We start from the raw sequence: 23,844 nt of genomic DNA on the forward strand, positions 1-23,844 counted from the left end.
CGATCAACCCTGTGGGACCTCCGCAGGGTTGGACGCTGTCGGAAGGTACCGGGCCCACCAACGCAGGATGTGCTCGAACCGCTGCCGCCGGTGCCGGGGACGTCCTGACCGGGAGAGTTCGTGGTCCTCGCCGGGGAATATCAGCAGCCGGGCTTCCGTCCCCTGCCGTTTCAGAGCCGTGTAGTAGCGCTGGCCCTGTTCCAACGGGCAGCGAAGGTCGTCCTCGCTGTGGATCACGAGGGTTGGTGTCCGGACCCGGGCTACGTGTCCGAGCGGGCTTTGGGCCGCAAGCGCCTCCGCTGAGTCACCCAGATATTCGCCGCCGAAGTACCAGCCGATGTCCGCCGAGCCCTCGAAGCTGACCGGGTCCAGGAATCCCCGCTCGACGATGGCTGCCTTGAACCTGTGGTGGTGCGCGATGGTCCAGGCCGTGAGGTAGCCGCCGTAGGAGCCGCCCATGATGCCCAGGCGGCCTGCGTCGAGCGTTGGAAATCGTGCCAGGGAGCCGTCCAGGAATGCCAGGACGTCCCGCATGTCATCGGTGCCAAACCGGCCCCGGATGGCCAGCCCATGGTCCCGGCCGTAGCCGGCAGAGCCGCGCGGATTGCACATCAGAACGGCATAGCCTGCCGCCACGTAGACCTGGGCCTCGTCAAACAAAGCCACAGTAAACTGGCTGAAGGGACCACCGTGGATGTTCAGCAGGACGGGGTGCGGACCCTTGCCCGCGGGCCGAACCAGCCATCCGTGAACGGGATAGCCGTCCGGCGCATCGAACGTCAGCTCCTGCGGCACCACAAGGTCCGCCTGGGTCCTCAGGGCCGCCGAAAAGTCTGTCAGGATCCGTAGCTGGCCGTCATCAAGCACTGCGAGATCCCCGTGGGTAGAGGGATCGGCGAAGGAGACAAAAAGCGAACCACCCGACCAGGCGGCTCCGGTCACGGCCTTGTCCCCATGCACCAGCAGAGAATGATCACCCGTTGCTCCCAGCTCCAGGAGTTCCACTGTGCCCTGCGCGTTGTTGAGGACCAGAACACGGTCCGGGCCGCGAAGCTCGATCCGGCTGCCGGGAGCGGCGACGTCCATCATCTCCGGGTCCGTCAACGGAACAGGCCGGCCGCCGCCCGCAGGTACACAGCACAGCACGGCGTTGCGCGCCACAAAATCCCTGCCCGACCCGCCAAGGTCCCGGGCAATGAAGAACAGCCACTGGCCGTCCCTGGATTCGCGGACATCCAGTACTGACTGCGGCGGGGCGGCCGGAAGATCGACTTCCGCGGGTTCGCCGCCCGTTGCCGACACCCGGTAGATGCTGGTGGCCAGCACGTCGTCGCCGTCCGAAGGTGCCGCAGCGAAGTAGACGGCAGACCCGTCGGCACTGAAGGTCCCGCTGGCGGTATCCGTGGTGAAGCGGGTCAGCTGAACGGACTCCGGGAGCCGCGCAGCCGGCTCGCCGCCGAGCTCAGGAACGTCCAGAAGGAACAATTGCCTTGGCCTGTCGCGGGTGTAGCCCACCCCGTTGAGCCTGTACTGGAGCGTCGAAATAAGCCGCGGCTCCTCTGCGTCCGCCGCGACGTCTTCCACGCTGCCATAGCGCCCGGCCTCCGGCTCGCGGGAACTGAAAACGATCCGGTGTGAGTCAGGTGACCACGAGAAAGATTCCACTCCGAGAAGCCGCTCCGTGATGACCTGCGGTTCCCCGCCGTCGGCCTCCACCACACAGAGCTGAGCTTTCGACGACGCCCCGTCCGACCGCAGGAAGGCCAGCACCAGCCCGTCGGGTGAGAAAGCCGGGGCCGTGTCCCGGAAGCCCCGCGTGATCCGGCGCGGCAGTTTCTCCTGGTCCAGCGGAACATTCCACAACTGGCCCGTGTAGGCGTCAGCGTCGAATTCCGGCCGGGTCACCGAAACCACCGCGCGGCTGCCGTCCGGGTGGACGGCCGGGGGCGACACGGAGTTGAGCAGCGGGAGGTGTTCTGGCTTCACCCACGTGAGCCTAACCTGAGGCGGGGCCGCGACCGAACAGCAACGCCCCGTTATGCCCGGGAGGCACCTGCGCCGGTGGAACCGCGCCGGTGCCGCCCTAAGATGGTGCAATGCCGTCTTCCGTTCCCCCTCCGCTGCGCTGCCCCCTGTGCGGCGGAAGGCTAAAGGTCCCCACCCCCGGTGAGGCGGGCCGCCGTGCCTTGGTGTGCGGAGCCGGGCACAGCTTCGATGCGGCCAAGCAGGGCTACTTCAATCTGCTGGTCGGCAAGGGAACCGTCTTCGAAGCCGACTCTGCGGAGATGGTGGCGGCCCGGTTCACGTTTCTCGACGCCGGACACTACCGTCCCCTGGCGGAAGCTGTTTCAGACGCCGTCCTCGCCATGGTCCGCCCCGGAACGCCGTTCACGGTCCTGGATTCGGGCACCGGCACGGGTCACTACCTCCGGGCAGTGCTCGACGACGTCAGCCGGATCAGCGACGACGTCACGGCCATCGGACTCGACATCTCCAAATTCGCCCTGCGGCGCGCAGCCCGCCTCAACCCCGAGGCCATCAACCTCGCCTGCGACGTCTGGCAGCCGCTCCCGGTGGCAGACGCCGCCGTCGACGTCGTGACGGTCATCTTTGCGCCCCGGAACGCCGCCGGGTTCGCCCGTGTCCTCCGCCCCGGTGGCCGCCTGGTGGTGGTCACGCCGCGTCCGGGACACCTGGCGGCCCTGGCCGGCCAAACCGGGATGCTGGCCATTGAAAACGAGAAGGATGCCAGGCTGGCGGAATCCCTCGCCGGCCATTTCGTGCCTGAATCAACCCGGGATGTTGATATCCGGATGATGCTGACACCCGCGGAAATGGCCGACTTGGCGTACATGGGGCCCGCGGGCCATCACCTGGACAGGGCAACGATTGCCGCCAGACTTACTGGGAGGGAGCCGGTCTCCGCGGTGGATGCGCTGTTCCGGATCTCGGTCTTCCGGCAGGCACGGCCTTCCCCGTAACGACTTGGCCACGTTCGGGTGCCTCCTCCGCCAGCGACCTGCCGCCCGGCTTTCGGGCGGACTAGGATAGATAGACAGCTACCGGAAGGTCAAGGGGGACGGAATGTTTGAATGGCTCGGTGAAAACTGGTGGGCGTTATGGCTCACAGCTTTCCTCGCATTCGCGGTGATCGAGATGATCACGCTTGACCTGTTCTTCATCATGCTCGGCGGCGGTACGCTCGCCGCCATTGTGGCGGATTTCGCCGGCGCCGACCTGTGGCTGCAGATCGTGGTTTTCTGTGTGGTGTCCCTGCTGATGATCGCCTTTGTCCGCCCGGTTGCCCTCAGCCATTTGAAAAAGGGGCCTGCCGAGCAGCGCACCAACGTGGACCGGCTGATCGGTGAGCAGGCACTGGTCATGGAAGCCGTGACCTCTACTGGCGGCCTGGTGAAAATCGGCGGAGATGTATGGAGCGCCCGGTCCGCCGGCGATGTCCTGCCCGCCGGCCAAAAAGCGGTGGTCTCCGCCATCGACGGCGCCACTGCCGTGGTATCTGCACCGCAGGAGCAAACAGACCAGTCCTAGGTCAGCGTCACCAAGAGTGTTTTATACAGCCTAATAATTGGGGTTAAGGAGATGTATGGATAACGCAGGAGGAGTCGCCTTGGCCATTGTGCTGGTGGTCCTGATCGTGTTCGTGATAATTGTTCTGGTCCGCTCGGTGCGGATCATTCCGCAGGCGAGGGCGGGCGTCGTTGAGCGGCTGGGTAAGTACCAGCGCACGCTGAACCCGGGCCTGACCATTTTGATCCCGTTTGTGGACCGGCTCCTGCCGCTCCTGGACCTCCGGGAACAGGTGGTGTCCTTTCCGCCGCAGCCGGTCATCACCGAGGACAACCTGGTGGTTTCCATCGACACGGTGGTCTATTTCCAGGTCACGGATCCACGTGCAGCGACCTACGAAATCGCCAACTACATCCAGGCCGTGGAGCAGCTCACCACCACCACGCTGCGTAACGTCGTGGGTGGCTTGAATCTTGAAGAGGCGCTGACTTCCCGCGACCAGATCAACGGTCAGCTGCGCGGCGTCCTTGATGAGGCAACCGGCCGTTGGGGAATCAGGGTTTCCCGTGTCGAGCTGAAGGCCATCGACCCGCCCCACTCGATCCAGGATTCGATGGAGAAGCAGATGCGGGCCGAGCGTGACCGCCGCGCAGCGATCCTCACTGCGGAAGGCACCAAGCAGTCAGCCATCCTGACGGCCGAGGGACAGCGGCAGGCCTCCATCCTCGCGGCGGAAGGTGACGCCAAGGCCGCCATCCTCCGCGCGGACGGTGAAGCGCAGGCCATCCAAAAGGTCTTCGACGCGATCCACAAGGGAAACCCCGATCAGAAACTGCTGGCCTACCAGTACCTGCAGACGCTTCCCAAGCTCGCCGAAGGATCCTCCAACAAGCTGTGGATCATCCCCAGCGAGGTCGGGGAAGCACTCAAGGGCATTGGCAACGCATTAGGCGGCACTAACCCTGATCCCCGGGCCGGCGGCGGACTCTTCGATGAGGAACCCGCCAAGCAGCCCTAACCCGGCTACGCCTTCAGGAGGCCGTGCTGCCCTACCAGGCGGCACGGCCTCCTGGCGTTCCGCGGTATGCAGTTCACCGCCACCGTTTGGCGGCGGGCATGCATACCGGTATAATTGAGTGTTTGTCCGGTCGGACCAGATCCGCTGGAACAAGAACGCTTCGCAATGCGTTGAATCTTATGATGCAGCACAGTGCACACAACAGTCCGGTGCGGTTACGTCGCATCGGATGGCGTGGGGCCTTGCTCCGCGAACCGACCAGAGGGAGAAAACATGAGCGATCGCAGCCTGCGGGGTATGCGCCTTGGCGCGCAGAGCATGGAGACCGAGTCCGGCGTCGAGCCGGCTCCGCGTCAGCGTGTGGAATACCGGTGCGAGGACGGCGAGCAGGTTTTCGTCACGTTCTCTTCAGAGGCTGAAATTCCTCCCGTGTGGGTCTCCAAGACCGGCAAGGAAGCGCTCCTGGTTGATGGCGAACGTCCTGACACCAGCAACGAAAAGGCTGTCCGTACCCACTGGGACATGCTGCTGGAGCGCCGTTCCCTCCCCGAGCTGGAGCAGATCCTCGAGGACCGGCTGACCATCCTGCGCGAACGCCGCGGTGAACGGCGCAGCGCCTGACCCACTGGCAGTTATGCCTCACTGAGGCGCACTGAGACTCCGGTGTCCTCAACGATCCGGAGCTGAACGCAAAGCAAAGGCCGGCCCGGCAACGTGATCCACGTTGCCGGGCCGGCCTTCCGCACTTAACCGGCTGCCAAGCAGCCATAGGGTATTAACCCTGAGCCGGGGCTTTCTTGCCCGTTAGTTTGTTCCAGCGTGCCTGAAGACCCCACCTGGTGACATTGATCATGGCCTCGACCACAATGTTGCCGCTCATCTTGGAGGCGCCGAGTTCGCGCTCGACGAAGGTGATGGGCCGCTCCTCGATCCTGAGGCCCATCTTGGCAACACGCCATGCCAGGTCCACCTGGAAGCCATACCCCACTGAATCAACCTGATCGAGGTTCAGTCTTTCGAGCGTGGTTCTGCGGAAGGCGCGGTAGCCGCCGGTGACGTCCTTGATCTTCAGGCCCAGCATCAGCCGTGCGTAAGTGCTGCCCACGCGCGAAATAGCCTGCCGGTACAGCGGCCAGTTAACCACGCTGCCCCCCGGGACCCAGCGGGAACCCATCGCAAGGTCAGCGCCCTGCTCCACGGCTTCGAGCAGTTGCGGCAGCTGTTCGGGCTGGTGGGAGCCGTCGGCATCCATTTCCACCAGGACGTCGTAACCTGCTTCCAGGCCCCACTTGAACCCGGCAATGTAGGCGGCACCGAGTCCTTCCTTGCCCTTGCGGTGCAGGACGTGGACCTGGGAATCGTCGGCAGCAATGCGGTCCGCCAGGTGCCCGGTACCGTCGGGGCTGTTGTCGTCCACCACCAGAACGTCCGAGGCGGGTACGGCTGCCCGCAGGCGCTGGAGCGTTTTGGGCAGCGATTCCAGCTCGTTGTAAGTCGGAATAATGGTAAGGACGCGCACAAAGGGCCTTTCCTGGACGGGAGCGGTCGGAGCGGCTGACCACCCATGAAGTCGCTGGATGGCAGGCGCAACTACCCATTATAGGGCGGTGACCTGCGCTTCGGATCAGGAACGCAGGGCCGCACTGGAAAATAGCTCATGGCCATCCCGGACGGTCTGGAGGCAAACCGGATCGGTGCCGGTGTCCAGCGCCGGCAGCAGGGGCGTGCGGGCGCGCGGATCCGTACTCCAGGACTGCACCCTTCCGTCCGCCACCTGGACCATCAGTTCCTCAACGTCCCAAACAGCGAAACTCGCCGGGCCGCCGGGAACCAGCTGGCCGGCCATCGGGTTGTGATACCTGGCTGCACGCCAGCCTGCCCGGGTGTGGCCCAGGAACGCAGCGCGGGCTGAGATCCGTTCGCCGACGTTGTGGTGTTCCAGGCAGGCGCGCACGCTGGACCAGGGCCGCAGCGGCGTCACCGGGCTGTCGCTGCCGAAGCAGATGGGGACGCCGGCCGAATAGAAGGACGCAAAGGGGTTCATGGCCCGGCTGCGGTCACCCAGGCGCTGCTGGTACATCCCGCCGTCGTTCCCCCACGCGGCGTCAAAGCCGGGCTGTGCGCTTACTGTGACGGAGAACCGGGCCAGCTGCGCGATGGCGCCGGCATCCGCTACTTCCACATGTTCGAAGCGGTGGCCGACGGCGCGGATCCGTTGTTCGCCCACTTCCGCGGCGGCGATGTCCAGTGCCTCGAGCGCGGCATCGAGGCCGGCATCGCCGATGACATGGAAACCGCCCTGGATGCCCAGCAGCGAGCACGCTGCCAGGTGCGCGCCTGCCTGCGCAGCCGTGAGATACAGGCTGCCCTGCTCCCGCTCAGCGTCGCTGTAGCCGGACCGCAGGGCCGCGGTCCGCGAGCCCAGGGAACCGTCGATATTCAGGTCGCCGGCCAGTCCCCGCACGGGGACGCCAAGGCCGTCCAGCAGTTGCCGGGCGTGCTCCTCCGATGTGGCAAGTTCACCCCAGTACGGCAGGACTTCCGGCACAGGGTGTTCCCCTGGTGCGTTGTTCCAGGCCGCGGCAAGGCGGAGATCTTCGACCCCGCCAATGTGTGACGCCGCCATCTCCGCCAGCGCCACGTAGCCGTTTTCGGCTGCCTCGGTCAGGGCGCGCTGCTGGTAGACGCGGAGGCTGGCATCGGGAAGCCGCCGGGCTTCCCTGCGGGCGGCGGTGTGCGCAGCACGCGACACCTGCGCTCCGGCGGTAGCGCCGTCCAGGCCGGCAAGTCCGGCGGCAGCAGCAAGCGAGGAGGACACCAACGCCGAATGCGCGTCCACCCTGGACAGGAACACGTGCCGGCCGCCGGCCGCGCGCTCAAGTTCCTCGGCACCGGGCAGGGAAGAGTCCGCCCAGGTGGACTCGTCCCAGCCGTGCCCCAGTACCGGCCCTTCTCCCCGGGACGCAGACACGGCGTCCAGCAACTGCGCCGCGGAACGGACACCGCCCAGTTGCAGGGAGCTCAGTGCGATGCCGGTCTCCGTGAGGTGGACATGGGAGTCAACAAACCCCGGCGCCACGAGTGCACCGCGCAGGTCGATGATCTCCATGGAGGAATCCGCAATGGACGAGGCCGCCTGCTCGGAGCCCACCCAGGCGACTGTGTCGCCGTCCACCACCATGGCGGTGGCCAATGGATCTGCTGCCGAATACACAGAGCCGTTGCGGTAGAGGACCACCTTTCGCTCGGGCGGGGCGGGCACGGCGGATTGTTCAGCGGTCATGCGGGCGGAGCTCCTGGGGTAGGGGTAGGCAGCGCGTGCTGCGGTACATCAAGGACTGCTGGGTCAAAGGACCGAAGAGTAGGCGACAACGCCGCGGCGGATCAGCGAAATGGCTTCGGAGCAAAGGCGTGCCAGGCGTGGTTCGAGGCCGGGAATCTTGGCCAGCTGGTCCAGGAGGTCGATGACCTGCTTGACCCAGCGGACAAAGTCTCCCGCAGCCAGGTCCGTGCCGCTCAGGACGTCCTGGAGGTGCCGCCCCTTTGCCCACTTGTACATCGGCCAGACGAGTCCCAGCTCGGGTTCCCCCGTCAGCGGCAGCTTGTTCTGCTCTTCGATGTCCTCCAGCGCTGACCATTCACGGACCACCAGGTCCACGGCGGATTCCAGCGAGATGCTCGGCATCCGTGGGCGGAGGCCCCTGTCCTCGCGCTTGGCCTGGTAGACCAGGACACTGGCCAGGGCCGCAACTTCGACGGCATCAAGGTCACCGAAGGCCCCCAGCCGCAGTGACTGCGAAATCAGCAGGTCCTTCTCGCCGTAGATCCGGCGGAGACGCTGGCCGTCGGCATTAATGGTCAGGCGGCCGTCGGCTCCGGTTTCGAGGTAGCCGTAGGAGGACAGGACGTCACACACGCGGTCAAAGGTTTTGGCGATGGTGTTGGTCCGGCCCTGGATCTGACGGACCAGTGCGTCCGTTTCGCGGCGCAGCTTCCACCAGCGCTCCGACCAGCGGGCGTGGTCTTCACGCTCGCTGCAGCCGTGGCAGGGATGGGCACGCAGTGCCTTTCGAAGCTCCGTGATCCGCTTTTCCTGATTGGGCATGGCCTTTCCCAAGCCAAAGTCCGTGGAGCGGCCGGGCGCAGGCGGCCGGTTCTCCCGCAAGGCGTTCCGCACCGACGAGGCAAGGTCGCGCCGCGACTTGGGAACCTTGGCATTGAACGATTTCGGAATCCGGATCCGCGTGACAGGCGCAATGGGGCCTTCCAGGTCCTCGGTGCCGATCCGGCGGAGCTGGTTATCCAGCGTGAGGACGGCCGGGCGCGGCTCCCGGCCGCTGTGGTCCGAACTCAGCACCACGGCCAGCCCCGGAGCCCGGCCGCCCGGAACGTCAACGACGTCTCCGGGCATCAGCCGGGCAAGGGAATCTTCGTTCAGGGACTTCCGCGCCCGGGACTTGGTCCGCGACGTGATATTTTCGGCGTCCGACAGCTCACGGCGTAACCGGGCGTACTCGGTGAAGTCGCCCAGATGGCAGGTCATGGACTTGGCATAGCCGGCGAGGGATTCCTCGCGGCTGCGCACCTGCTTGGCGAGTCCGACAACCGACCTGTCGGCTTGGAACTGGGCGAACGAGGACTCGAGGATTTCCCTCGCGCGGGCACGGCCAAACTGTGCCAGCAGGTTGATGCTCATGTTGTAGGTGGGGCGGAAGCTTGAATTCAAGGGATATGTCCGGCGGGAGGCGAGCCCGGCAACGGCGGTCGGATCTGTTCCCGGCTGCCAGAGCACCACCGCATGGCCCTCGACGTCGATGCCGCGGCGGCCGGCCCGGCCGGTCAGCTGGGTGTACTCCCCCGCGGTGATGTCCACATGTGCTTCGCCATTGAACTTGTCCAGCTTCTCCAGGACCACTGAGCGGGCAGGCATGTTCACGCCCAGGGCAAGTGTTTCGGTGGCGAATACAGCCTTCACCAGCCCCTCAACGAAGAGTTTCTCCACCACTTCCTTGAAGGTAGGCAGCATGCCGGCGTGATGCGCGGCAAAACCCCGCAGCAGGCCGTCCCGCCAGGTCCAGAAGCCCAGGATGTCCAGGTCCTCGGAAGGGATGTCCTGCCCCGCTTCGTCAACACGCCGGGCGATGATGCGCTGCTCTTTCTCCGTGGTCAGCCAAAGCCCGGAGGAGACGCACTGGGCCACGGCGGCGTCGCAGCCCGCACGGGAGAAGATGAACGTGATGGCAGGCAGCAGGTCCTGCCGGTCCAGGCTGGCGATCACCTGGGGCCGGCTGGCCCTCCGTGCCGCGCCCGGCTGGGCTCCGTGTGCCGGACGGGCATCCTGCCGTTGCTTGTGCTGCCGGCGCTGGCTCCGCCCGCCGTGCCCGAACCGTCCGCGGAAGCTTTCCTGGCTCTCGTTGCGTGCCATCGCCAGCAGGTCAGGGTTGACTTCGAACCCCCGGCTTTGCCCGTCGTCGCGGCCTTCCCGGCCGTCGGGGGTGACGGCATCCAGCGCGCGGCGCCCATCGTCCGCCGGCAGGGGGGCGCCGGTCCCGGCATCGGCCGGCGGCGCGATTTCGTCGAAAGTGGTTTCACCCGCGAACAGGTCCACAATTTGCCGCCCCACCATCACGTGCTGCCACAGGGGCACCGGCCGGTGCTCGGAAACGATGATGTCAGTATCGCCGCGCACGGTGTCCAGCCACGCGCCGAACTCCTCTGCATTGGAGACAGTGGCGCTCAGCGACACCACCTGGACTTCACTGGGAAGGTGGATGATCACTTCCTCCCACACGGCACCGCGGAAGCGGTCGGCGAGGTAGTGGACCTCGTCCATGACCACAAAGCCAAGGTCCCCCAGGGTGGCGGAGTCGGCATAGAGCATGTTCCGGAGGACCTCGGTGGTCATGACCACCACCGGGGCGTCACCATTGATGCTGGTGTCACCGGTCAGGAGCCCGACGTTTTCCGACCCGTATTTTTCGGCGAGTTCGGTGAATTTCTGGTTGCTCAGGGCTTTGATGGGCGTGGTGTAGAACGCCTTGAGGCGGCGCTCCAGCGCCAGATAGATGGCAAATTCACCAACGATGGTTTTGCCGGCGCCGGTAGGGGCTGCCACCAGCACCCCCCTGCCTTCCTGCAGGGAAAGGCAGGCGAGGCGCTGGAATTCGTCAAGTTCAAAATCGAGGGTGCGGACAAAACCACCAAAGTGGGATCGCGCCTCGGCTGTGCGTTCCGCGCTGGCCCGGTAACTTTCGGAGGGCGAGAGCGGCCCGGAGATAGAGGACATGCTTCAAGCCTAGTGCGCCGCGCCCTACAGGTTCTTCAGTTCAGTGCCCGGGGTAGCAATATCCGCTGTTGCGTCCGTCTCGGCGGCACGTTTCGCTTCCCGCTTGTCTTTGCGCTTGTCGTTGAAAATACACAACGCAATTGCGGCGAAAAACAGGACCAGCAGGGGTGCTGCCAGAAGGAACATGGACAACGCGTCCGTTCCGGGTGCGGCCAGTGCGGCCAGGACGAAGACCAGGAACACGATGATCCGCCACGCCTTGAGGATGGTCCGTCCGCGCACAACCCCCGCCAGGTTGATCCCAACCAAAATCACCGGAACCAGGAAGGAGATACCCAGGATCAGCAGCATCTGGGTGGCAAACGTCAGGTAGTCAGTGGCCGAGATGTTGTTGGCACCGGTCTGGGGCGTGAACTGAAGCAGGGCCCGGACCACCGTGGGGAAAACCAGCCAGGCAACATAGACGCCCGCGAGGAAGAGGGGAACGGCGGCGGCCATAAAGCCGAGCGTGTACCCGCGCTCCTTTTTGGTCAGGCCCGGGGTGATGAAGGCCCACACCTGGTAGATCCACACCGGGCTCGAAATCACCAGCCCGATCTGGATGGCGATTTGGATCTTGAAGGCAAACGGATCCGCGATGGTGGCAAAGTTCAGGACGGCCGTTCGGCCGGTTTCCTGGGCAATCGAAATAAGGGGAGCCGACAGGCTGGACACGACGGGGTCGTAAAGGAACCAGCCGCCCACAGCCGCGAGCAGCACAGCGATTGCCGATTTGATCAGCCGGTTCTTTAGCTCCTTGAGATGGTCCCAAAGAGCCATCCGCCCCTCAGGGTTGGACTTGCGGCCCCGCGTCAGTGCCACTGTCCGTTATGCGCGGTTCGACGGCGGAACGTCGGTGCCGTCAGTCGGCTCACCGTGCTGGGTAGGTGCGGGCTTTGCCTGCGGGTGGTTGACGATCTTGCCTTCCACCGGACCGGAGGCGTCGTCGGTGGATTCAGTCTTGCCGTCGTTCTTCATCTCCTTGACCTCGGATTTGATGATCCGCATGGACTGGCCGAGGCTGCGGGCCATGGCAGGGAGTTTGGGCGCAGCGAAAAGAAGCAGCGCAACGACGATGATAATGACAATTGGCCACGGGCCATCAAAGAGTCTTCCCACGGGAATTCCTTTCCTCTTACAACATCCTACGTCTAACTGAGATCCAGATCGCTAAGTGACTGGGGCTGGCCCCGGTCGTGCTTGCGCTGTACCCGCCTCTGGCGGCGGTCTTCCTGGCGGGAGGACTTGGATGCGTCGTAATCATGTCGCATCTGCGCTGGTGAGGCAAAAACGGCGTCACCTGGCCGGCCACCTGCGGGAGCCTGTGTCCCGCCCGCTACCGCCGGGGAGAGGTGGCCAAGTTTCGCACTGGCGGCACCAAGGTCCTTCAGCGCAGCCATGGCCTGGCGGTACAGGCGGATGCCCAGCAGGACATAAAAGAGCAGGGACAACGCAACGAGCGCTATCCAGATCAGGATCCAGGACCACCAAGGCATGCTGACGAGTCTAGCCGCCGTAACGGGCCACGGCTGCCTCGACCCAACTCCGCGCCGCGGCCGCAAGCTCTGCCGGTTCCAGGATCCGTGCTGCTCCGCCATGCTGTGCCACGAACATTGGAAGCCAGGTTGTGCTGCCAAACCGGATTTCGGCCACGAGACCGCCGTCCGGCAGCGGTGCCACACGCTCGGCGTAGTAGTCGTCAGCCAGTCCCCTGCCCTGCCTGGTGAGCTGGACCAGGACCACGGTGTCGTCGTCGTTCGGCGTGAACAGTTTGGCCGGGAACCCTTCCTCCGGCCGTATCTGCGTGGCTGCAGGGTTTCCGTTCGGCTGGATTTCCTGGACCCGGTCCAGCCGGAAGTTCCGTAGTCCCCGGGCGGAATGGCAGTACGCCTCGAAGTACCAGGTGTTGTCCATCGAGTAGAGGCGCAGGGGGTCAACGTCACGGTTGGAGACCTGGTCCCGCTGGGCGGAAAAGTAGACCAGCCGCAGCTGCAAGTGGTCCCGGATGGCCTGGCGGACAACGTCCAGGACGGCCGAATCAGCGGGCCCCACCTCAGGGCCGGCCAGTGATGCTGCCCGCAGCCCTTCTTGGCCGGCCGCCGCCATTAGTTTGAGGGTCACGGATTCCAGGGCGCCGCCCTCGGCCAGCTCAGGCAGGCCGTTCAGCGTCTCCAGGCCGGTCAGGAGCGCACAGGCCTCATCGACGGTGAACCGGACGGGCCGGGTGAGGTCCAGGTCCTGGGTGATGTAGACATGCCCTTCCTCCCAATGGATGTCCAGGAGGTCGTCCGGGTATCCCCCGGGCAGCCCGGAACAGATCAGGATCCGCAGGTCGTCCTCCAGCTCGGCCGGCGTGATCCCGAACCGTGCGGCGACGTCGTGGATGTGCAGGCCCTGGTTGTGGACGAGGAACGGCACCAGCTGCAGCATGCGCTTGAGCTGGTCCTCCGAGGTGCGTTTGCGGACAGTCCGGCCCCGGTGGGGCTCGTCAAACCGGTAGTCAGGGACCGGAGCCGCGCAAAACGCTGCCGCCGCGCGCAGCCGGTGCTGCACGGCCGCCACCAGCTCTTCGGGCTCCCGGGCCACGGCGTCGGGACCGTAGGAGGCAAGCTCTTCGGCCAGCACCCCGGTGTCACGGAATTCCACCTGCAGCCGATCGTCACCGCCGTCGGGCGTTTCCGCGCTTCCGGCGGGTACGGGAACGGCGCGGCGGCGCAGGCCCAGCAGGCGGTCCTTCCGGACGTCCACGACGGCGGTGCGCAGCGGAAGCTCGGGGAGCCGGTCCAGTTCTGCACGGATGTTGAAACCGGCCGGCGGTGTGTAGGTTTCCTTCTCCAGAACAGTGACGGGACCGGTAAACCGGGACAGCCGGAAGTGCCGGGGTGCGTTGCGCGTCCGGTCGTAGCCTGTCAGGTACCACTGGCCGAACCGGCTTCCGAGGCCCCACGGTTCCACCGTTCGCTGCTCTTCCCTGCCGGTGGTTCCGGCCAGGTACGGAAAGCTGACCGGATGCTGGGCGTGCATGGCGGCCACCACATCGTCGAACGCCTGGCCGGCCGGCCGGATCCGCGGTTGCACTCCCTCGGGAAGTTCGACGTCGGACAGGGTCCCCGATGCCTGGAGCTTGCGAAGGGCGTTGGCGGCAGCGGTTCCCAGCGCGGCGCGTTCCCACAGCTGGGACGCGAGGAGGAGCACTGTCCACTCCCCCGGGCTGAGCTGGACATCGGGGAGGCGGTTGGATTCCTTGCCGATGCGGTAGCGGGTGGTGGCGGGGTCATCTTCACTCCAGCCATGGTCAGTCACAGTTTCCACGTCGAAACCGAACTGGCGGAGATCGTTTTTGTCCCGCTCGAACATTCGGCCGAATGCGACGTCGTTGCCGGACGTGTCGTGGTAGACCTTCACCCGCAGCTCGGACCGGCGCAGGCCGTATTTGGTGTTCAGGAGAGCTATCAGGAGGTTCAGCAGGCGTTCAGTACGGGATACGGGCACGCCGCCTACGTTACTAAACTCATCGGCGGAAAGCAGAAGAGCGCGGCAACAACGGGAAAACAGCTCCTGTTGTTGCCGCGCCTCTTCGGCGTTAGGGGTCCGGGGGTCAGCGGACGCCGACGAGGTCCACAACAAAGATCAGGGCCTCGTTGGGGCCGATCGCTCCACCGGCGCCGCGGGAGCCGTAGGCCAGCTCCGAGGGAATTTCGAGGCGACGGCGGCCGCCCACCTTCATGCCCAGCAGGCCCTGGTCCCACCCCTGGATGACCTGGCCGACGCCGACGCGGAAGTCCAGCGGCGCGCCCCGTCCCCAGGAAGCGTCGAATTCTTCGCCGGTGGACCAGGCCACGCCGACGTAGTGGGTCGACACGGTGTCGCCCTTCTTAGCCTCGGCGCCGTCACCCTCGATGAGGTCGGTGATGACCAGTTCGGTGGGGACGTCGCCCTGCGGGAAGTCAATCTCGGGCTTTTCGCGGTCAAAATCGCGCTGACCAAATGACATGGTTGCTCCTGACGTTGGTTGGTGTGGATTACGTGGCATGGATGCCCAGGCGTGGATTACTTACCTGACACCGAGGATATCAACGACGAACACCAGGTCGCCCTTTTCGGCGCCGTAGGCCTTGTCTGCCGGGATGGACAGGAGAACCCTGGAGCCGACCGTCTTCCCGGCCAGGCCTTCCTGCCAGCCCTGGATGAGGCCGCTCAGCGGGCTGGTCAGCGGCTGGCTGGTGAAGCTTGATTCCAGCTGCTTCTTCTCGTTGAAGGAGTACAGGACGTAGTTGACCACCACGGTGTCCGTGGCCTTCACCTCGGGGCCGTTGCCCTTGATGAGGTCCTGTGCCACGAGGGCGGTGGGTGCGGCAGCGCCCTCGAGGGAGATTTCCGGGACGCCCTGGTCATTTTCCGTGACCGTCGGCAGTCCGGCCGGCGGGGTGACGGTCTCGCCTTCAGGCTTCTCGAGCGGGGGCGTGACGTCTGTCGCGGAGACCAGTTTGATCAGCAGAAGCTGTGTGGGCTGGGCGGCAGCGCCCTCCGCGCCCGACTGGCCGGGTGCAGCGAGTGCCAGGGTGGAACCAATTTTGGCGCCGACAAACGCGTTGTAGACGATGGGATTTCCGGTCTTGAGGTCATCGCTGAGCTCGAGGGCCTCCGGATCGGTGGGGAAGGTGTCTTCCAGCGTGGATCCGTCAGTTCCGTTTACGGCCAGGTATGAGAAGTTGGCGACCTGGTTTGCTTTGACGCGGTCGCCGTTGCCCTCGGTGACCACCTTGATCGTGGGCTCGGTCACTTCAAGCGGCTTGGTGAACTCAACACCCGGGGCTTTTTTGTCCCCGTTGTCCGTCAGTTTCAGGGAGTCGAACTTTGCAGTGTCACCGGCCGACTGGCTGGTGGGTTCCGGTGCCGCGGGCGTACCGCCGCAAGCGGTCAGCAGCAGCAGACCGGGGAGAAGGATTGCTAGGAGTCGGCGCACGTAAGAGAACTTTCGTCGGGGCAGGGTGGACGCGGTGCAGGACACAGGTGCCCGGCACCGCTTCAGGACCACATAATGGCCCTGTCAAGGATAGCCGCTGAACCTGAACGTCAGCCCATAGAGCCCAGGAGGGCATCCACCCGGTCATCGACGCTGCGGAACGGATCCTTGCACAGGATGGTCTGGTGGGCACGGTCATTGAGCTTCAGGTGCACCCAGTCCACGGTGTAGTCCCGGCCAAGTTCCTGCGCCCGCCGGACGAAGTCCCCCCGGAGTTTCGCCCGGGTGGTCTGCGGCGGCGCGTCCACAGCGTCCTTGATGACGGTGTCATCCACAACGCGCCGTACAGCTCCCCTGGACTGCAGCAGGTAATACAGGCCGCGCGTCCGGGAGATGTCGTGGTACGTGAGGTCGAGCTGGGCGATCCGGGGTGCATCCATGCCCAGGCTGTGCCGCTCCCGGTAGTTATCCATCAGCTTCTTTTTGATGGCCCAGTCGATTTCGGTATCGATAGTGCTGGTGTTGCCGCTTTCGATGGCTTTCAGCGTCCGTTCCCAAAGATCGAGAATGAGCGGAACGTGGGGGTTGTGCGCCCCATGTTCCTGCACAAAGGCGGTGACCTTGGTCAGGTATTCCTGCTGGATCTCCAGCGCGGTGAGCTGGCGGCCGTTGGCGAGCCGGACAAGCGCCCGCCCGCTGAGGTCGTGGGAGATCTCGCGGATGCTGCGGATGGGGTTTTCCATCCGCATGTCACGCATGATTACCCCTGCCTCGATCATGCGCAGAATGAGGTCCACAGTTCCCACTTTGAGCAGGGCCGTGGTTTCGGACATGTTGGAATCGCCCACAATCACGTGAAGCCGGCGGAAGAACTCGGCGTCGGCGTGCGGTTCGTCCCTGGTGTTGATGATGGGACGGGACCGTGTGGTGGCTGAGGAGACACCCTCCCAGATGTGGTCGGCCCGTTGCGAAAATGCATAGGTGGCCCCGTGCGGTGTCTTCAGGATCTTGCCGGCACCGGCAATCAGCTGCCGCGTGACCAGGAACGGGATAAGGATCTCCGCGAGCCGGGAGAATTCACCGCGCCGCGGGATCAGGTAGTTTTCGTGGCTTCCGTAGGAGTTCCCGGCGGAATCGGTGTTGTTCTTGAACAGGTAGACGGTCCCGTTGAACCCCTCTGCGGCGAGCCGCGCCTGCGCCTCATCCACGAGGTCGTCAAGGATCAGCTCGCCGGCGCGGTCATGGGCAACCAGCTGGGCGAGGTCGTCACATTCTGCGGTGGCGTACTCGGGGTGCGAGCCGACATCGAGATACAGCCGTGATCCGTTGGTCAGGAACACGTTGGAGGACCGGCCCCAGCTGACAACTTTGCGGAACAGGTACCGTGCCACTTCCTCAGGTGCCAGGGGCCGTGAATCGGGGCTCGAGTACGAGATACCGAACTCGGTCTCAATACCGAAGATTCTCTTGTCCATCTCAGTCCTCCTCCGCAAGCAGCGCCGTGATATCGGCGTCGTTAAGTCGCCGGAAGGCCCGGCGGAAACCCCTCGCGGTCTCCGACTGCCTGTCCAGGACGGCAACCTCTACGGCCTTGGCCGGCGGGGTTGCGTCCGCTTCGCTCTGCTCCGTGCCGCCCGCCAGGCTGCTGATGGCCAGCCGGACAGCCCCGGCGAACCGCAGGGATGAGCGCCAGCCTTCGGCGATGACGGACGAGACGCGCTCCGCCTGGCCACCCATCACAATGAAGCCGTGTTCGTCGGCAATGGACCCGTCGAATGTCAGCCGGTACAGGTGGTCCTGTTCCGGCTGAGGACCCACCTCGGCCACGGCAAGTTCCACTTCGAATGGTTTCTGCTCGGCGGTGAAGACGGCACCGAGGCTTTGCGCGTAGACGCTGGCGAGACCGCGGGCGGTGACGTCTTCACGGTCGTACGAGTAGCCCCGGACATCCGCGTACCGGACCCCGGCCTGGCGGAGGCTTTCGAATTCGTTGTATTTTCCTACTGCGGCGAAGGCGATCTTGTCGTAGATTTCGCCGATTTTGTGCAGTGACGGTGACGGATTTTCCGCCACGAGGGCGATCCCGTCCTGGCAACTGATTACCACCACTGACCTGCCGCGGGCGATGCCCTTCCGTGCGAAGTCCGCACGGTCCTTCATCAGCTGTTCAGGCGAGACATAAAACTGCTGTGTCATCTCAGGCCTCCCGTCGTTCGGCGGAGCGGGCGTCGATGATGCGGCCGGACACGGCCGCCAGCTCGGTTTCGGGGACGCGCCGGGCACCGGCCCTGTTCACGGTGTACACCACGGGCCACAACTGGCGGACCGGATCCGGGCCGCCCGTGGCGGAGTCGTCGTCGGCCGCGTCGTAGAGGGACTCCACGGCAACGGACACCGCCTCGGCTTCTGTCAGGTTGGGGCGCCAGAGTTTTTTCAGCGCTCCGCGGGCGAAAACCGAACCCGAGCCAACAGTGTGGTGCTCGCGTTCCTCATACCGGCCGCCCGTGACGTCATAGGAGAACAGCCGTCCCACTCCCGCGGTGGTGTCGAACCCGGCGAAGAGCGGAACCACCGCCAGTCCCTGCAGGGCCATGGGCAGGTTGCCGCGGATCATGGCACCGAGGCGGTTGGCCTTGCCGTCGAGGCTTAGGAGCGTTCCCTCGATTTTTTCGTAGTGTTCCAGCTCAACCTGGAAGAGCCGCGTCAGGTCGATCGCGATCCCGGCGGTGCCGGCGATCCCGAGGACCGAGTACCTGTCTGCCGGGAAGACCTTCTCGATGTGCCGGCTGGCAATCATGTTGCCCATGGTTGCCCGCCGGTCACCGGCCATCAGCACCCCTCCGCCGTAACTCATCGCCACGATGGTGGTGGCATGCGGCACTTGGAGCGGAGTGGCGCCGGCTGCGGCCGCCGGGAGTGCGCGGTTGTACGGAAGCAGGTCCGGGCGGTCCCGCTGCAGATGCTCGGTAAATGACGACGTCGCGTTGCCGGCTACCTGGTTGGCGGTTGATTCCTGCACTGATGAACTCCTTGAACGTGGTCCTTCTACGTCGGTACAGCTTCCGGCCGGCGCGGCGTCCGCCACCATCCGGGTCCGGGTTACTGGCCGCCTTTTTGAACGAAGGCGCGGACGAACTCCTCCGCGTTGGACTCAAGGACGCCGTCAATTTCGTCCAGGAGGTCATCAACGCCTTGGGTAGCGTCCGAGGCCTGGGCTTCGGGGGCCGCCGGGGGCGTCGCGGGGATGTCTTCCTCGACCTCGGTATCGCGCGATTGTGGCTGCTGCTGTTCCTGGCCTGCCATTGTGATCTCTCCTTCGGGAATCATCGGATCCGGGCGGATCTGCTGATACGCCCATATTGCCACGCTGAACGCCTGCCGGCGCGGTTTACGCCGGAGGCGGAGGGGTGTTATGCCCGAGGAGTTCAGCGAGGAACGGTCCGGCCGTGCGGTGGCGGGCAAAGAGCCCTCCCGTGAGGGCTTTGGTGCCTCGCAGTGGCTCCCGTGTTGGCACGCGCTGCAACCGGCCGTAGCCCGGGACATCGAAGATGACGGAGTCCCAGCTGGCCCCCACCACATCTTTGCCGAAGCGGCTGATGCAGTGTCCGCGGAAGAAAGCACGCGTGTCCGACGGCGGTTCGGTCACCGCTGCGGCGATCGCCGAGTCCTCTACAAGCCGCTGCATGCGGTTCCTGGCCAGGAAGCGGTAGTAAAGACCCTTCTCCGGCCTGATGTCGGCCCACTGGAGGTCCACGAGGCCAAGCCTCGCGTCATTCCAGGCCAGGTTGTCCCGGTCGCGGTAGCCCTCCAGAAGCGAGAGTTTCGCGAGCCATTCGACGGATGTGGCTGCAGCGCCCCTGTCTGAATCGAGCTGAGTCAGGGTGGTGGCCCAGCGCTCCAGTACCTCGTGGGTGTGGCCGTCCCCGTCCACAGCGTCGGCTACACCGGTGTCCTGCGCCAGTTTGGCGGCTGCCTCGTGGTAGATCCACTGCAAGTCCAGGGCCGTTACCCGACGGCCGTCCAGCAGCCTGAGCTTTGCCGTCAGCGAGGTGTCGTGGCTGACCGCCTGCAAGGCGGACACAGGTTCGTGGACTTCGACCTTCGGAGCCAGGCCCGCCTCGATGAGGCTCAGGACCAACGCCGTTGTGCCGAATTTGAGGTAGTTCGAGGACTGGCTGAGGTTGGCGTCGCCGATGATGACATGCAGGCGGCGATATTTGTCGGCCGTGGCGTGGGGTTCATCACGGGTATTGATAATGGGCCGGCGAATAGTGGTTTCCAAGCCGACTTCGGCTTCGAAGAAGTCAGCCCGCTGGCTGATCTGGTATCCGGGGGTGGAACTGTCCTGTCCCAGCCCGACGCGCCCCGCCCCGCAGATGATCTGGCGGGTGATGAAGAACGGCGTCAGTCCCCGAACGATGTCCCCGAACGGCACGGACCGCGGCATGAGGTAGTTCTCGTGCGAACCGTAGGAGACGGACTTGTTGTCCGTGTTGTTTTTATAGAGATTGACCGGGGGCAGCTCGGGATCTGCTGCCAGGCGCCGCACGGCTGCCAGCGCCACGAGGTCCCCGGCGGCGTCCCAGATCACCGCATCGCGGGGATTGGTTACCTCGGCGCTGGAGTACTCCGGGTGGGCGTGGTCGACGTAAAGGCGGGCGCCGTTTCCAAGCACCATGTTCATCAGCAGGCTGCCGGCCTCGTCCTCACCGTCCAGCTCGAGCTCCTCGCGGCCGTAGGCCAGGGCCACTGCCTCCGCGTCGAGTACCGGAGGCTGGTCCGTCAGCTGGCTCGGGTGCGCTGAAGCGCGCTCGAGGGTCCAGCCGCGGGCATCGTGCAGAGGTTCCTCATCGGTGTAGTCCCAGCGCGTCTCAGCACCACCGGCAGCCCGCTGCCGCGTCACCTGGGCATACGCCTGGACAACACGAGCGGACATCATCGTGGCGTTGGCCCCCGGGGCGGACGGGGCGTGGATGCCGTACTCGGTCTCTGCCCCCATCACCCGCATGGCCCCGCCGACCGGCAGCGACTCCCCCGTGGAGGGGCGTTCGGGCACTGCTGTCATAGGTACTGTCCCGTGCTGGGCATCGTTTCGATGGACTTGCCTGGCTCCTGTCCCGCTTTGCCCTGGACGATGGTGCGGATATAGGTGATCCGCTCCCCCTTCTTGCCCGAGATCCGCGCCCAGTCGTCCGGGTTGGTGGTGTTCGGCATATCCTCGTGTTCACGGAATTCGTCCACCACTGCCCGCAGCAGATGCTCGATACGGAGGCCCTTTTGATGCAGGGTCAGGAGGTCTTTGATGGCGTACTTCTTGGCCCGGTCCACAACATTCTGGACCACGGCGCCGGAGTTGAAGTCCTTGAAGTAGAGCATCTCGGTATCACCGTTGGCGTAGGTGACCTCCAGGTACTCGTTGGACTTTTCCGTGGAGTACATGGCTTCGACAGTCCGCTGGACCATGGCGTCCACCGTGGCCTGGACATCACCGCTGTGCTCTGCGAGATCCGACTCGTGGAAGGGCAGGTCAGTAGTGATGTACTTGTTGAAAATATCAGCCGCGGCCTCGGCATCGGGGCGCTGGATCTTGACCTTCACGTCCAGCCGGCCGGGACGGAGAATGGCGGGGTCGATCATGTCCTCACGGTTGGAGGCACCGATAACAATGACGTTATCCAGCCGCTCCACGCCGTCGATCTCGCTCAGGAGCTGGGGCACGATGGTGGTTTCGACGTCGGAAGATATGCCCGTTCCGCGGGTGCGGAAGAGCGAATCCATCTCATCAAAGAAAACCACGACGGGGCTGCCGTCCGAGGCCTTCTCCCGCGCCCGCGAGAAGATCAGGCGGATATGGCGCTCCGTCTCCCCCACATACTTGTCCAGGAGTTCGGGGCCCTTGATGTTGAGGAAGTAGCTTTTCAGATCGACATTGCCGGACCGTTCGGCCGCCCGCGCGGCAAGGGAGTTGGCCACAGCCTTGGCGATCAGGGTCTTCCCGCACCCTGGCGGGCCGTACAGGAGAATGCCCTTGGGCGCCTTCAGGCCGTGTTCGCGGTAGAGGTCCGGGTGCAGGAACGGCAGTTCCACGGCGTCGCGGATCTGCTCGATCTGCGGGCCGAGGCCACCAATGTCTTCATAGGTGATATCCGGGACTTCTTCGAGGACGAGGTTTTCCACCTCGGAGCGGGGCACCTTTTCGAGGGCATACCCTGTGCGCGAATCGATGGACAGGGCGTCCCCCACCCGCAGCTTTTCGCTGAGCAGGGCGCCGGAGAGCCGGATGACCCGTTCCTCATCAGCGCGGCCCACCACCAGTGCGCGGTCCGTGCCCAGCATTTCCTTGAGGGTTGCCAGCTCGCCGGCACGCTCGTAACCGAGGCCGGCGACAATCAGCAGTGCCTCGTTGAGCAGGACTTCCTGGCCGACGGCCAACTGGTTGATGTTGACCAGCGGGCTGATGCCCACCCGCATCTTCCGTCCGGCGTTGAAGATGTCCGCGGATTCCTCCGTGGCGGCCTGCCCGCTGTTCCCCGCCGACGGCATGCGGCGGGGATTCAGCTGCAGGATGGTGCCGAAGCTGTACGGGGGCTGTCCTTCCTGGTCCAGGGCGTTTTTCAGGCGCAGGATCTCGGCTTTCGCCGCTTCCAGCATGCTGACCAGCTTGGCGTTGTTCTGCGTGGCGGCAGCCAGCTGGCGGTCTATGTGCCTGAGTTTGTCCCGGAGGACGTTGACCTGCCGGTCCGCGACCGACAGTTCGTTGGCGGCAGCCTGCTCCGCCGGTGTACGTCCGGAGTCCTGATTCGGCGTCTCCATGATGCATCAGCCCCTTCCTGCTCTTCTTCTTAAGACCTTAGCCCCAAGATGGCAGGTACTGCTGGAGACTCCCGAAATGTGGACTAGTTCGTGATCTCCGGTGTGTCCTTGACGTTGGTTCCGGCGATGGCATCACGCGCGGCCCGGCGGAGTTTTTTGTCCGAGACGAGCCGCTCGCCCACCGCACCGGGCGTCCAGGCATTGACGTCTTCCTCGTTGAAATCCGTTTTGGAGGGGCGCCGCTTGACCGAGATCCCGGTAACGCCGTCGGCGAGCCGGCGGGTGACCAGGAGGAAGCCCGTGTGGGCCACCATCCGGTGGTCCGGGCGCACGGCCAGGCCCTCCAGGTGCCAGCCGCGGACCATGGACTCCCAGGCATCGGGTTCGGTGAAGCGGCCGTCCGCCCGGATGGCCTCCGCGGTCCGGGAAAGCTGCGTGACCGTGGCGACATAATTGATCCACACACCGCCCGGCGCCAGCACTGTGGCTACCGCATCAAGGCATTCCCAGGGGGCCAGCATGTCCAGCACCACCCGATCCACGGAACCGGGGGCCTCGTTGCGGACTACCTCCTCCTGGAAGTCACCCAGCGAAATTTTCCAGGCCGGGTGCGGGCCGCCGAAAATGGTTTCGACGTTGCCCCGGGCGATGTCGGCGAATTCTTCGCGGCGTTCAAAAGAATGCAGGTAGCCGTTGTCGCCCACAGCCCGCAGCAGCGAAATGGACAGGGCACCGGAGCCCACGCCGGCCTCCACCACCCTGGCACCGGGGAAAATGTCAGCCATGGTGACAATCTGGCCGGCGTCCTTCGGGTAGACCACAGCGGCGCCCCGGGGCATGGACAGGACGAAATCCGAAAGCAGCGGACGCAGCGTCTGATACTGCTGGCCAACGTTGTTTACGACAACAGAGCCGTCAGCCTTGCCGATGATCTCGTCGTGATTCAGGAATCCGCGGTGGGTGTGGAAGGCGCCGCCGCTTTCGAGCGTGATGGTGTTCATGCGGCCACGCTCGTCGGTCAGTTGTACCCGCTCGCCTTCGCGGAAAGGCCCGCGGCGGCGGGCCGCTCCCACCGGCTGGACGCCGTCGGCGGCGGCCCCGGTTGTGGATGGTGCTGCGGTTGCGGCGGCAGATTCGCTGCTCATGAAATTTCCTCGCTCTTGTAAGACTGTGGGGCCACACACGATGAGTCCG

The 23,844-nt window shown here is 65.0% G+C and carries 21 protein-coding genes; 4 read left to right on the forward strand and 17 right to left on the reverse strand.

What is annotated here, in order from left to right:
• Nucleotides 1–3: 3 nt before the first annotated feature.
• Nucleotides 4–1,986, reverse strand: coding sequence for a S9 family peptidase (locus GUV69_RS03350; protein ID WP_164199708.1), 1,983 nt, complete (start codon nucleotides 1,984–1,986; stop codon nucleotides 4–6).
• Between the two features lie 110 nt (nucleotides 1,987–2,096).
• On the opposite strand from GUV69_RS03350, the gene GUV69_RS03355 reads away from it, so the two are divergent.
• The 4 genes from GUV69_RS03355 (at nucleotide 2,097) to GUV69_RS03370 (ending at nucleotide 5,167) form a co-directional block, all read left to right on the forward strand.
• The gene (locus tag GUV69_RS03355) at nucleotides 2,097–2,981 is read left to right on the forward strand and encodes a putative RNA methyltransferase (RefSeq protein ID WP_164199710.1); all 885 of its coding nucleotides are present in this window, start codon (nucleotides 2,097–2,099) and stop codon (nucleotides 2,979–2,981) included.
• 103 nt (nucleotides 2,982–3,084) lie between these two features.
• Entirely contained in the window at nucleotides 3,085–3,549 is a 465-nt protein-coding gene (locus GUV69_RS03360) for an NfeD family protein (RefSeq protein WP_164199712.1), read from the forward strand.
• A gap of 55 nt (nucleotides 3,550–3,604) precedes the next feature.
• A complete protein-coding gene (locus GUV69_RS03365; RefSeq protein WP_164199714.1) occupies nucleotides 3,605–4,546 on the forward strand; it encodes an SPFH domain-containing protein in 942 nt (313 codons plus the stop codon).
• 273 nt (nucleotides 4,547–4,819) lie between these two features.
• Nucleotides 4,820–5,167: an RNA polymerase-binding protein RbpA gene (locus GUV69_RS03370; RefSeq protein ID WP_003802221.1), complete on the forward strand. Its 348-nt coding sequence runs from the start codon at nucleotides 4,820–4,822 to the stop codon at nucleotides 5,165–5,167.
• A gap of 154 nt (nucleotides 5,168–5,321) precedes the next feature.
• Here GUV69_RS03370 and GUV69_RS03375 read toward each other — a convergent pair whose 3' ends face one another.
• The 16 genes from GUV69_RS03375 to GUV69_RS03450 form a co-directional block, all read right to left on the reverse strand.
• Complete coding sequence (locus GUV69_RS03375) at nucleotides 5,322–6,065, reverse strand: polyprenol monophosphomannose synthase (protein ID WP_164199716.1); 744 nt, start codon at nucleotides 6,063–6,065, stop codon at nucleotides 5,322–5,324.
• A 105-nt stretch (nucleotides 6,066–6,170) separates the two neighbouring features.
• Entirely contained in the window at nucleotides 6,171–7,829 is a 1,659-nt protein-coding gene (locus GUV69_RS03380) for an amidohydrolase (RefSeq protein ID WP_164199718.1), read from the reverse strand.
• 63 nt (nucleotides 7,830–7,892) lie between these two features.
• The gene (locus tag GUV69_RS03385; protein ID WP_164199721.1) at nucleotides 7,893–10,832 is read right to left on the reverse strand and encodes a DEAD/DEAH box helicase; all 2,940 of its coding nucleotides are present in this window, start codon (nucleotides 10,830–10,832) and stop codon (nucleotides 7,893–7,895) included.
• A 24-nt stretch (nucleotides 10,833–10,856) separates the two neighbouring features.
• Nucleotides 10,857–11,651, reverse strand: coding sequence for a twin-arginine translocase subunit TatC (gene tatC / locus GUV69_RS03390; protein WP_164199723.1), 795 nt, complete (start codon nucleotides 11,649–11,651; stop codon nucleotides 10,857–10,859).
• A gap of 48 nt (nucleotides 11,652–11,699) precedes the next feature.
• Nucleotides 11,700–11,990, reverse strand: coding sequence for a Sec-independent protein translocase subunit TatA (gene tatA, locus GUV69_RS03395; RefSeq protein ID WP_164199725.1), 291 nt, complete (start codon nucleotides 11,988–11,990; stop codon nucleotides 11,700–11,702).
• 32 nt (nucleotides 11,991–12,022) lie between these two features.
• Nucleotides 12,023–12,367 carry a hypothetical protein gene (locus tag GUV69_RS03400; protein WP_164199727.1) on the reverse strand — a complete coding sequence of 115 codons (345 nt, stop codon included), beginning with the start codon at nucleotides 12,365–12,367 and terminating at the stop codon, nucleotides 12,023–12,025.
• Between the two features lie 10 nt (nucleotides 12,368–12,377).
• Nucleotides 12,378–14,363 carry a helix-turn-helix transcriptional regulator gene (locus tag GUV69_RS03405; RefSeq protein ID WP_164199729.1) on the reverse strand — a complete coding sequence of 662 codons (1,986 nt, stop codon included), beginning with the start codon at nucleotides 14,361–14,363 and terminating at the stop codon, nucleotides 12,378–12,380.
• A gap of 106 nt (nucleotides 14,364–14,469) precedes the next feature.
• Nucleotides 14,470–14,865, reverse strand: coding sequence for an FKBP-type peptidyl-prolyl cis-trans isomerase (locus GUV69_RS03410; RefSeq protein WP_164199731.1), 396 nt, complete (start codon nucleotides 14,863–14,865; stop codon nucleotides 14,470–14,472).
• A 60-nt stretch (nucleotides 14,866–14,925) separates the two neighbouring features.
• The gene (locus GUV69_RS03415; protein ID WP_164199733.1) at nucleotides 14,926–15,837 is read right to left on the reverse strand and encodes an FKBP-type peptidyl-prolyl cis-trans isomerase; all 912 of its coding nucleotides are present in this window, start codon (nucleotides 15,835–15,837) and stop codon (nucleotides 14,926–14,928) included.
• Nucleotides 15,838–15,947: 110 nt separating this feature from the next.
• Nucleotides 15,948–17,312, reverse strand: coding sequence for a Pup--protein ligase (gene pafA, locus GUV69_RS03420; protein ID WP_164199735.1), 1,365 nt, complete (start codon nucleotides 17,310–17,312; stop codon nucleotides 15,948–15,950).
• A gap of 1 nt (nucleotide 17,313) precedes the next feature.
• Entirely contained in the window at nucleotides 17,314–18,033 is a 720-nt protein-coding gene (prcA, locus tag GUV69_RS03425; RefSeq protein ID WP_164199737.1) for a proteasome subunit alpha, read from the reverse strand.
• Between the two features lies 1 nt (nucleotide 18,034).
• Entirely contained in the window at nucleotides 18,035–18,856 is an 822-nt protein-coding gene (gene prcB / locus GUV69_RS03430) for a proteasome subunit beta (RefSeq protein WP_164199739.1), read from the reverse strand.
• Nucleotides 18,857–18,936: 80 nt separating this feature from the next.
• Entirely contained in the window at nucleotides 18,937–19,140 is a 204-nt protein-coding gene (locus GUV69_RS03435) for a ubiquitin-like protein Pup (RefSeq protein ID WP_164199741.1), read from the reverse strand.
• An 85-nt stretch (nucleotides 19,141–19,225) separates the two neighbouring features.
• Nucleotides 19,226–20,902, reverse strand: a complete 1,677-nt coding sequence (gene dop / locus GUV69_RS03440) for a depupylase/deamidase Dop (protein ID WP_164199744.1) — start codon at nucleotides 20,900–20,902, stop codon at nucleotides 19,226–19,228.
• Complete coding sequence (arc, locus tag GUV69_RS03445; protein ID WP_164199745.1) at nucleotides 20,899–22,650, reverse strand: proteasome ATPase; 1,752 nt, start codon at nucleotides 22,648–22,650, stop codon at nucleotides 20,899–20,901. The genes dop and arc overlap by 4 nt, the downstream gene beginning before the upstream one ends.
• Nucleotides 22,651–22,733: 83 nt before the next feature.
• On the reverse strand, nucleotides 22,734–23,795 hold the full coding sequence (locus GUV69_RS03450) for a tRNA (adenine-N1)-methyltransferase (RefSeq protein ID WP_164199747.1): 1,062 nt from the start codon (nucleotides 23,793–23,795) through the stop codon (nucleotides 22,734–22,736).
• Nucleotides 23,796–23,844: the final 49 nt, after the last annotated feature.

This window comes from [Micrococcus luteus] ATCC 49442 (genome assembly GCF_010367585.1).
GTDB classification, from domain to species: Bacteria; Actinomycetota; Actinomycetes; order Actinomycetales; family Micrococcaceae; genus Arthrobacter; species Arthrobacter luteus_A.

What these genes read in the sequence shown, in the direction of transcription:
- GUV69_RS03355 (WP_164199710.1), top strand. Translation starts at nt 2,097, where the DNA reads ATGCCGTCTTCCGTTCCCCCTCCGCTGCGCTGCCCCCTGTGCGGCGGA.
- GUV69_RS03360 (WP_164199712.1), top strand. Translation starts at nt 3,085, where the DNA reads ATGTTTGAATGGCTCGGTGAAAACTGGTGGGCGTTATGGCTCACAGCT.
- GUV69_RS03365 (WP_164199714.1), top strand. Translation starts at nt 3,605, where the DNA reads ATGGATAACGCAGGAGGAGTCGCCTTGGCCATTGTGCTGGTGGTCCTG.
- GUV69_RS03370 (WP_003802221.1), top strand. Translation starts at nt 4,820, where the DNA reads ATGAGCGATCGCAGCCTGCGGGGTATGCGCCTTGGCGCGCAGAGCATG.
- GUV69_RS03380 (WP_164199718.1), bottom strand. Translation starts at nt 7,829, where the DNA reads ATGACCGCTGAACAATCCGCCGTGCCCGCCCCGCCCGAGCGAAAGGTG.
- GUV69_RS03385 (WP_164199721.1), bottom strand. Translation starts at nt 10,832, where the DNA reads ATGTCCTCTATCTCCGGGCCGCTCTCGCCCTCCGAAAGTTACCGGGCC.
- tatC (WP_164199723.1), bottom strand. Translation starts at nt 11,651, where the DNA reads ATGGCTCTTTGGGACCATCTCAAGGAGCTAAAGAACCGGCTGATCAAA.
- GUV69_RS03400 (WP_164199727.1), bottom strand. Translation starts at nt 12,367, where the DNA reads ATGCCTTGGTGGTCCTGGATCCTGATCTGGATAGCGCTCGTTGCGTTG.
- GUV69_RS03410 (WP_164199731.1), bottom strand. Translation starts at nt 14,865, where the DNA reads ATGTCATTTGGTCAGCGCGATTTTGACCGCGAAAAGCCCGAGATTGAC.
- pafA (WP_164199735.1), bottom strand. Translation starts at nt 17,312, where the DNA reads ATGGACAAGAGAATCTTCGGTATTGAGACCGAGTTCGGTATCTCGTAC.
- prcA (WP_164199737.1), bottom strand. Translation starts at nt 18,033, where the DNA reads ATGACACAGCAGTTTTATGTCTCGCCTGAACAGCTGATGAAGGACCGT.
- GUV69_RS03435 (WP_164199741.1), bottom strand. Translation starts at nt 19,140, where the DNA reads ATGGCAGGCCAGGAACAGCAGCAGCCACAATCGCGCGATACCGAGGTC.
- dop (WP_164199744.1), bottom strand. Translation starts at nt 20,902, where the DNA reads ATGACAGCAGTGCCCGAACGCCCCTCCACGGGGGAGTCGCTGCCGGTC.
- arc (WP_164199745.1), bottom strand. Translation starts at nt 22,650, where the DNA reads ATGGAGACGCCGAATCAGGACTCCGGACGTACACCGGCGGAGCAGGCT.
- GUV69_RS03450 (WP_164199747.1), bottom strand. Translation starts at nt 23,795, where the DNA reads ATGAGCAGCGAATCTGCCGCCGCAACCGCAGCACCATCCACAACCGGG.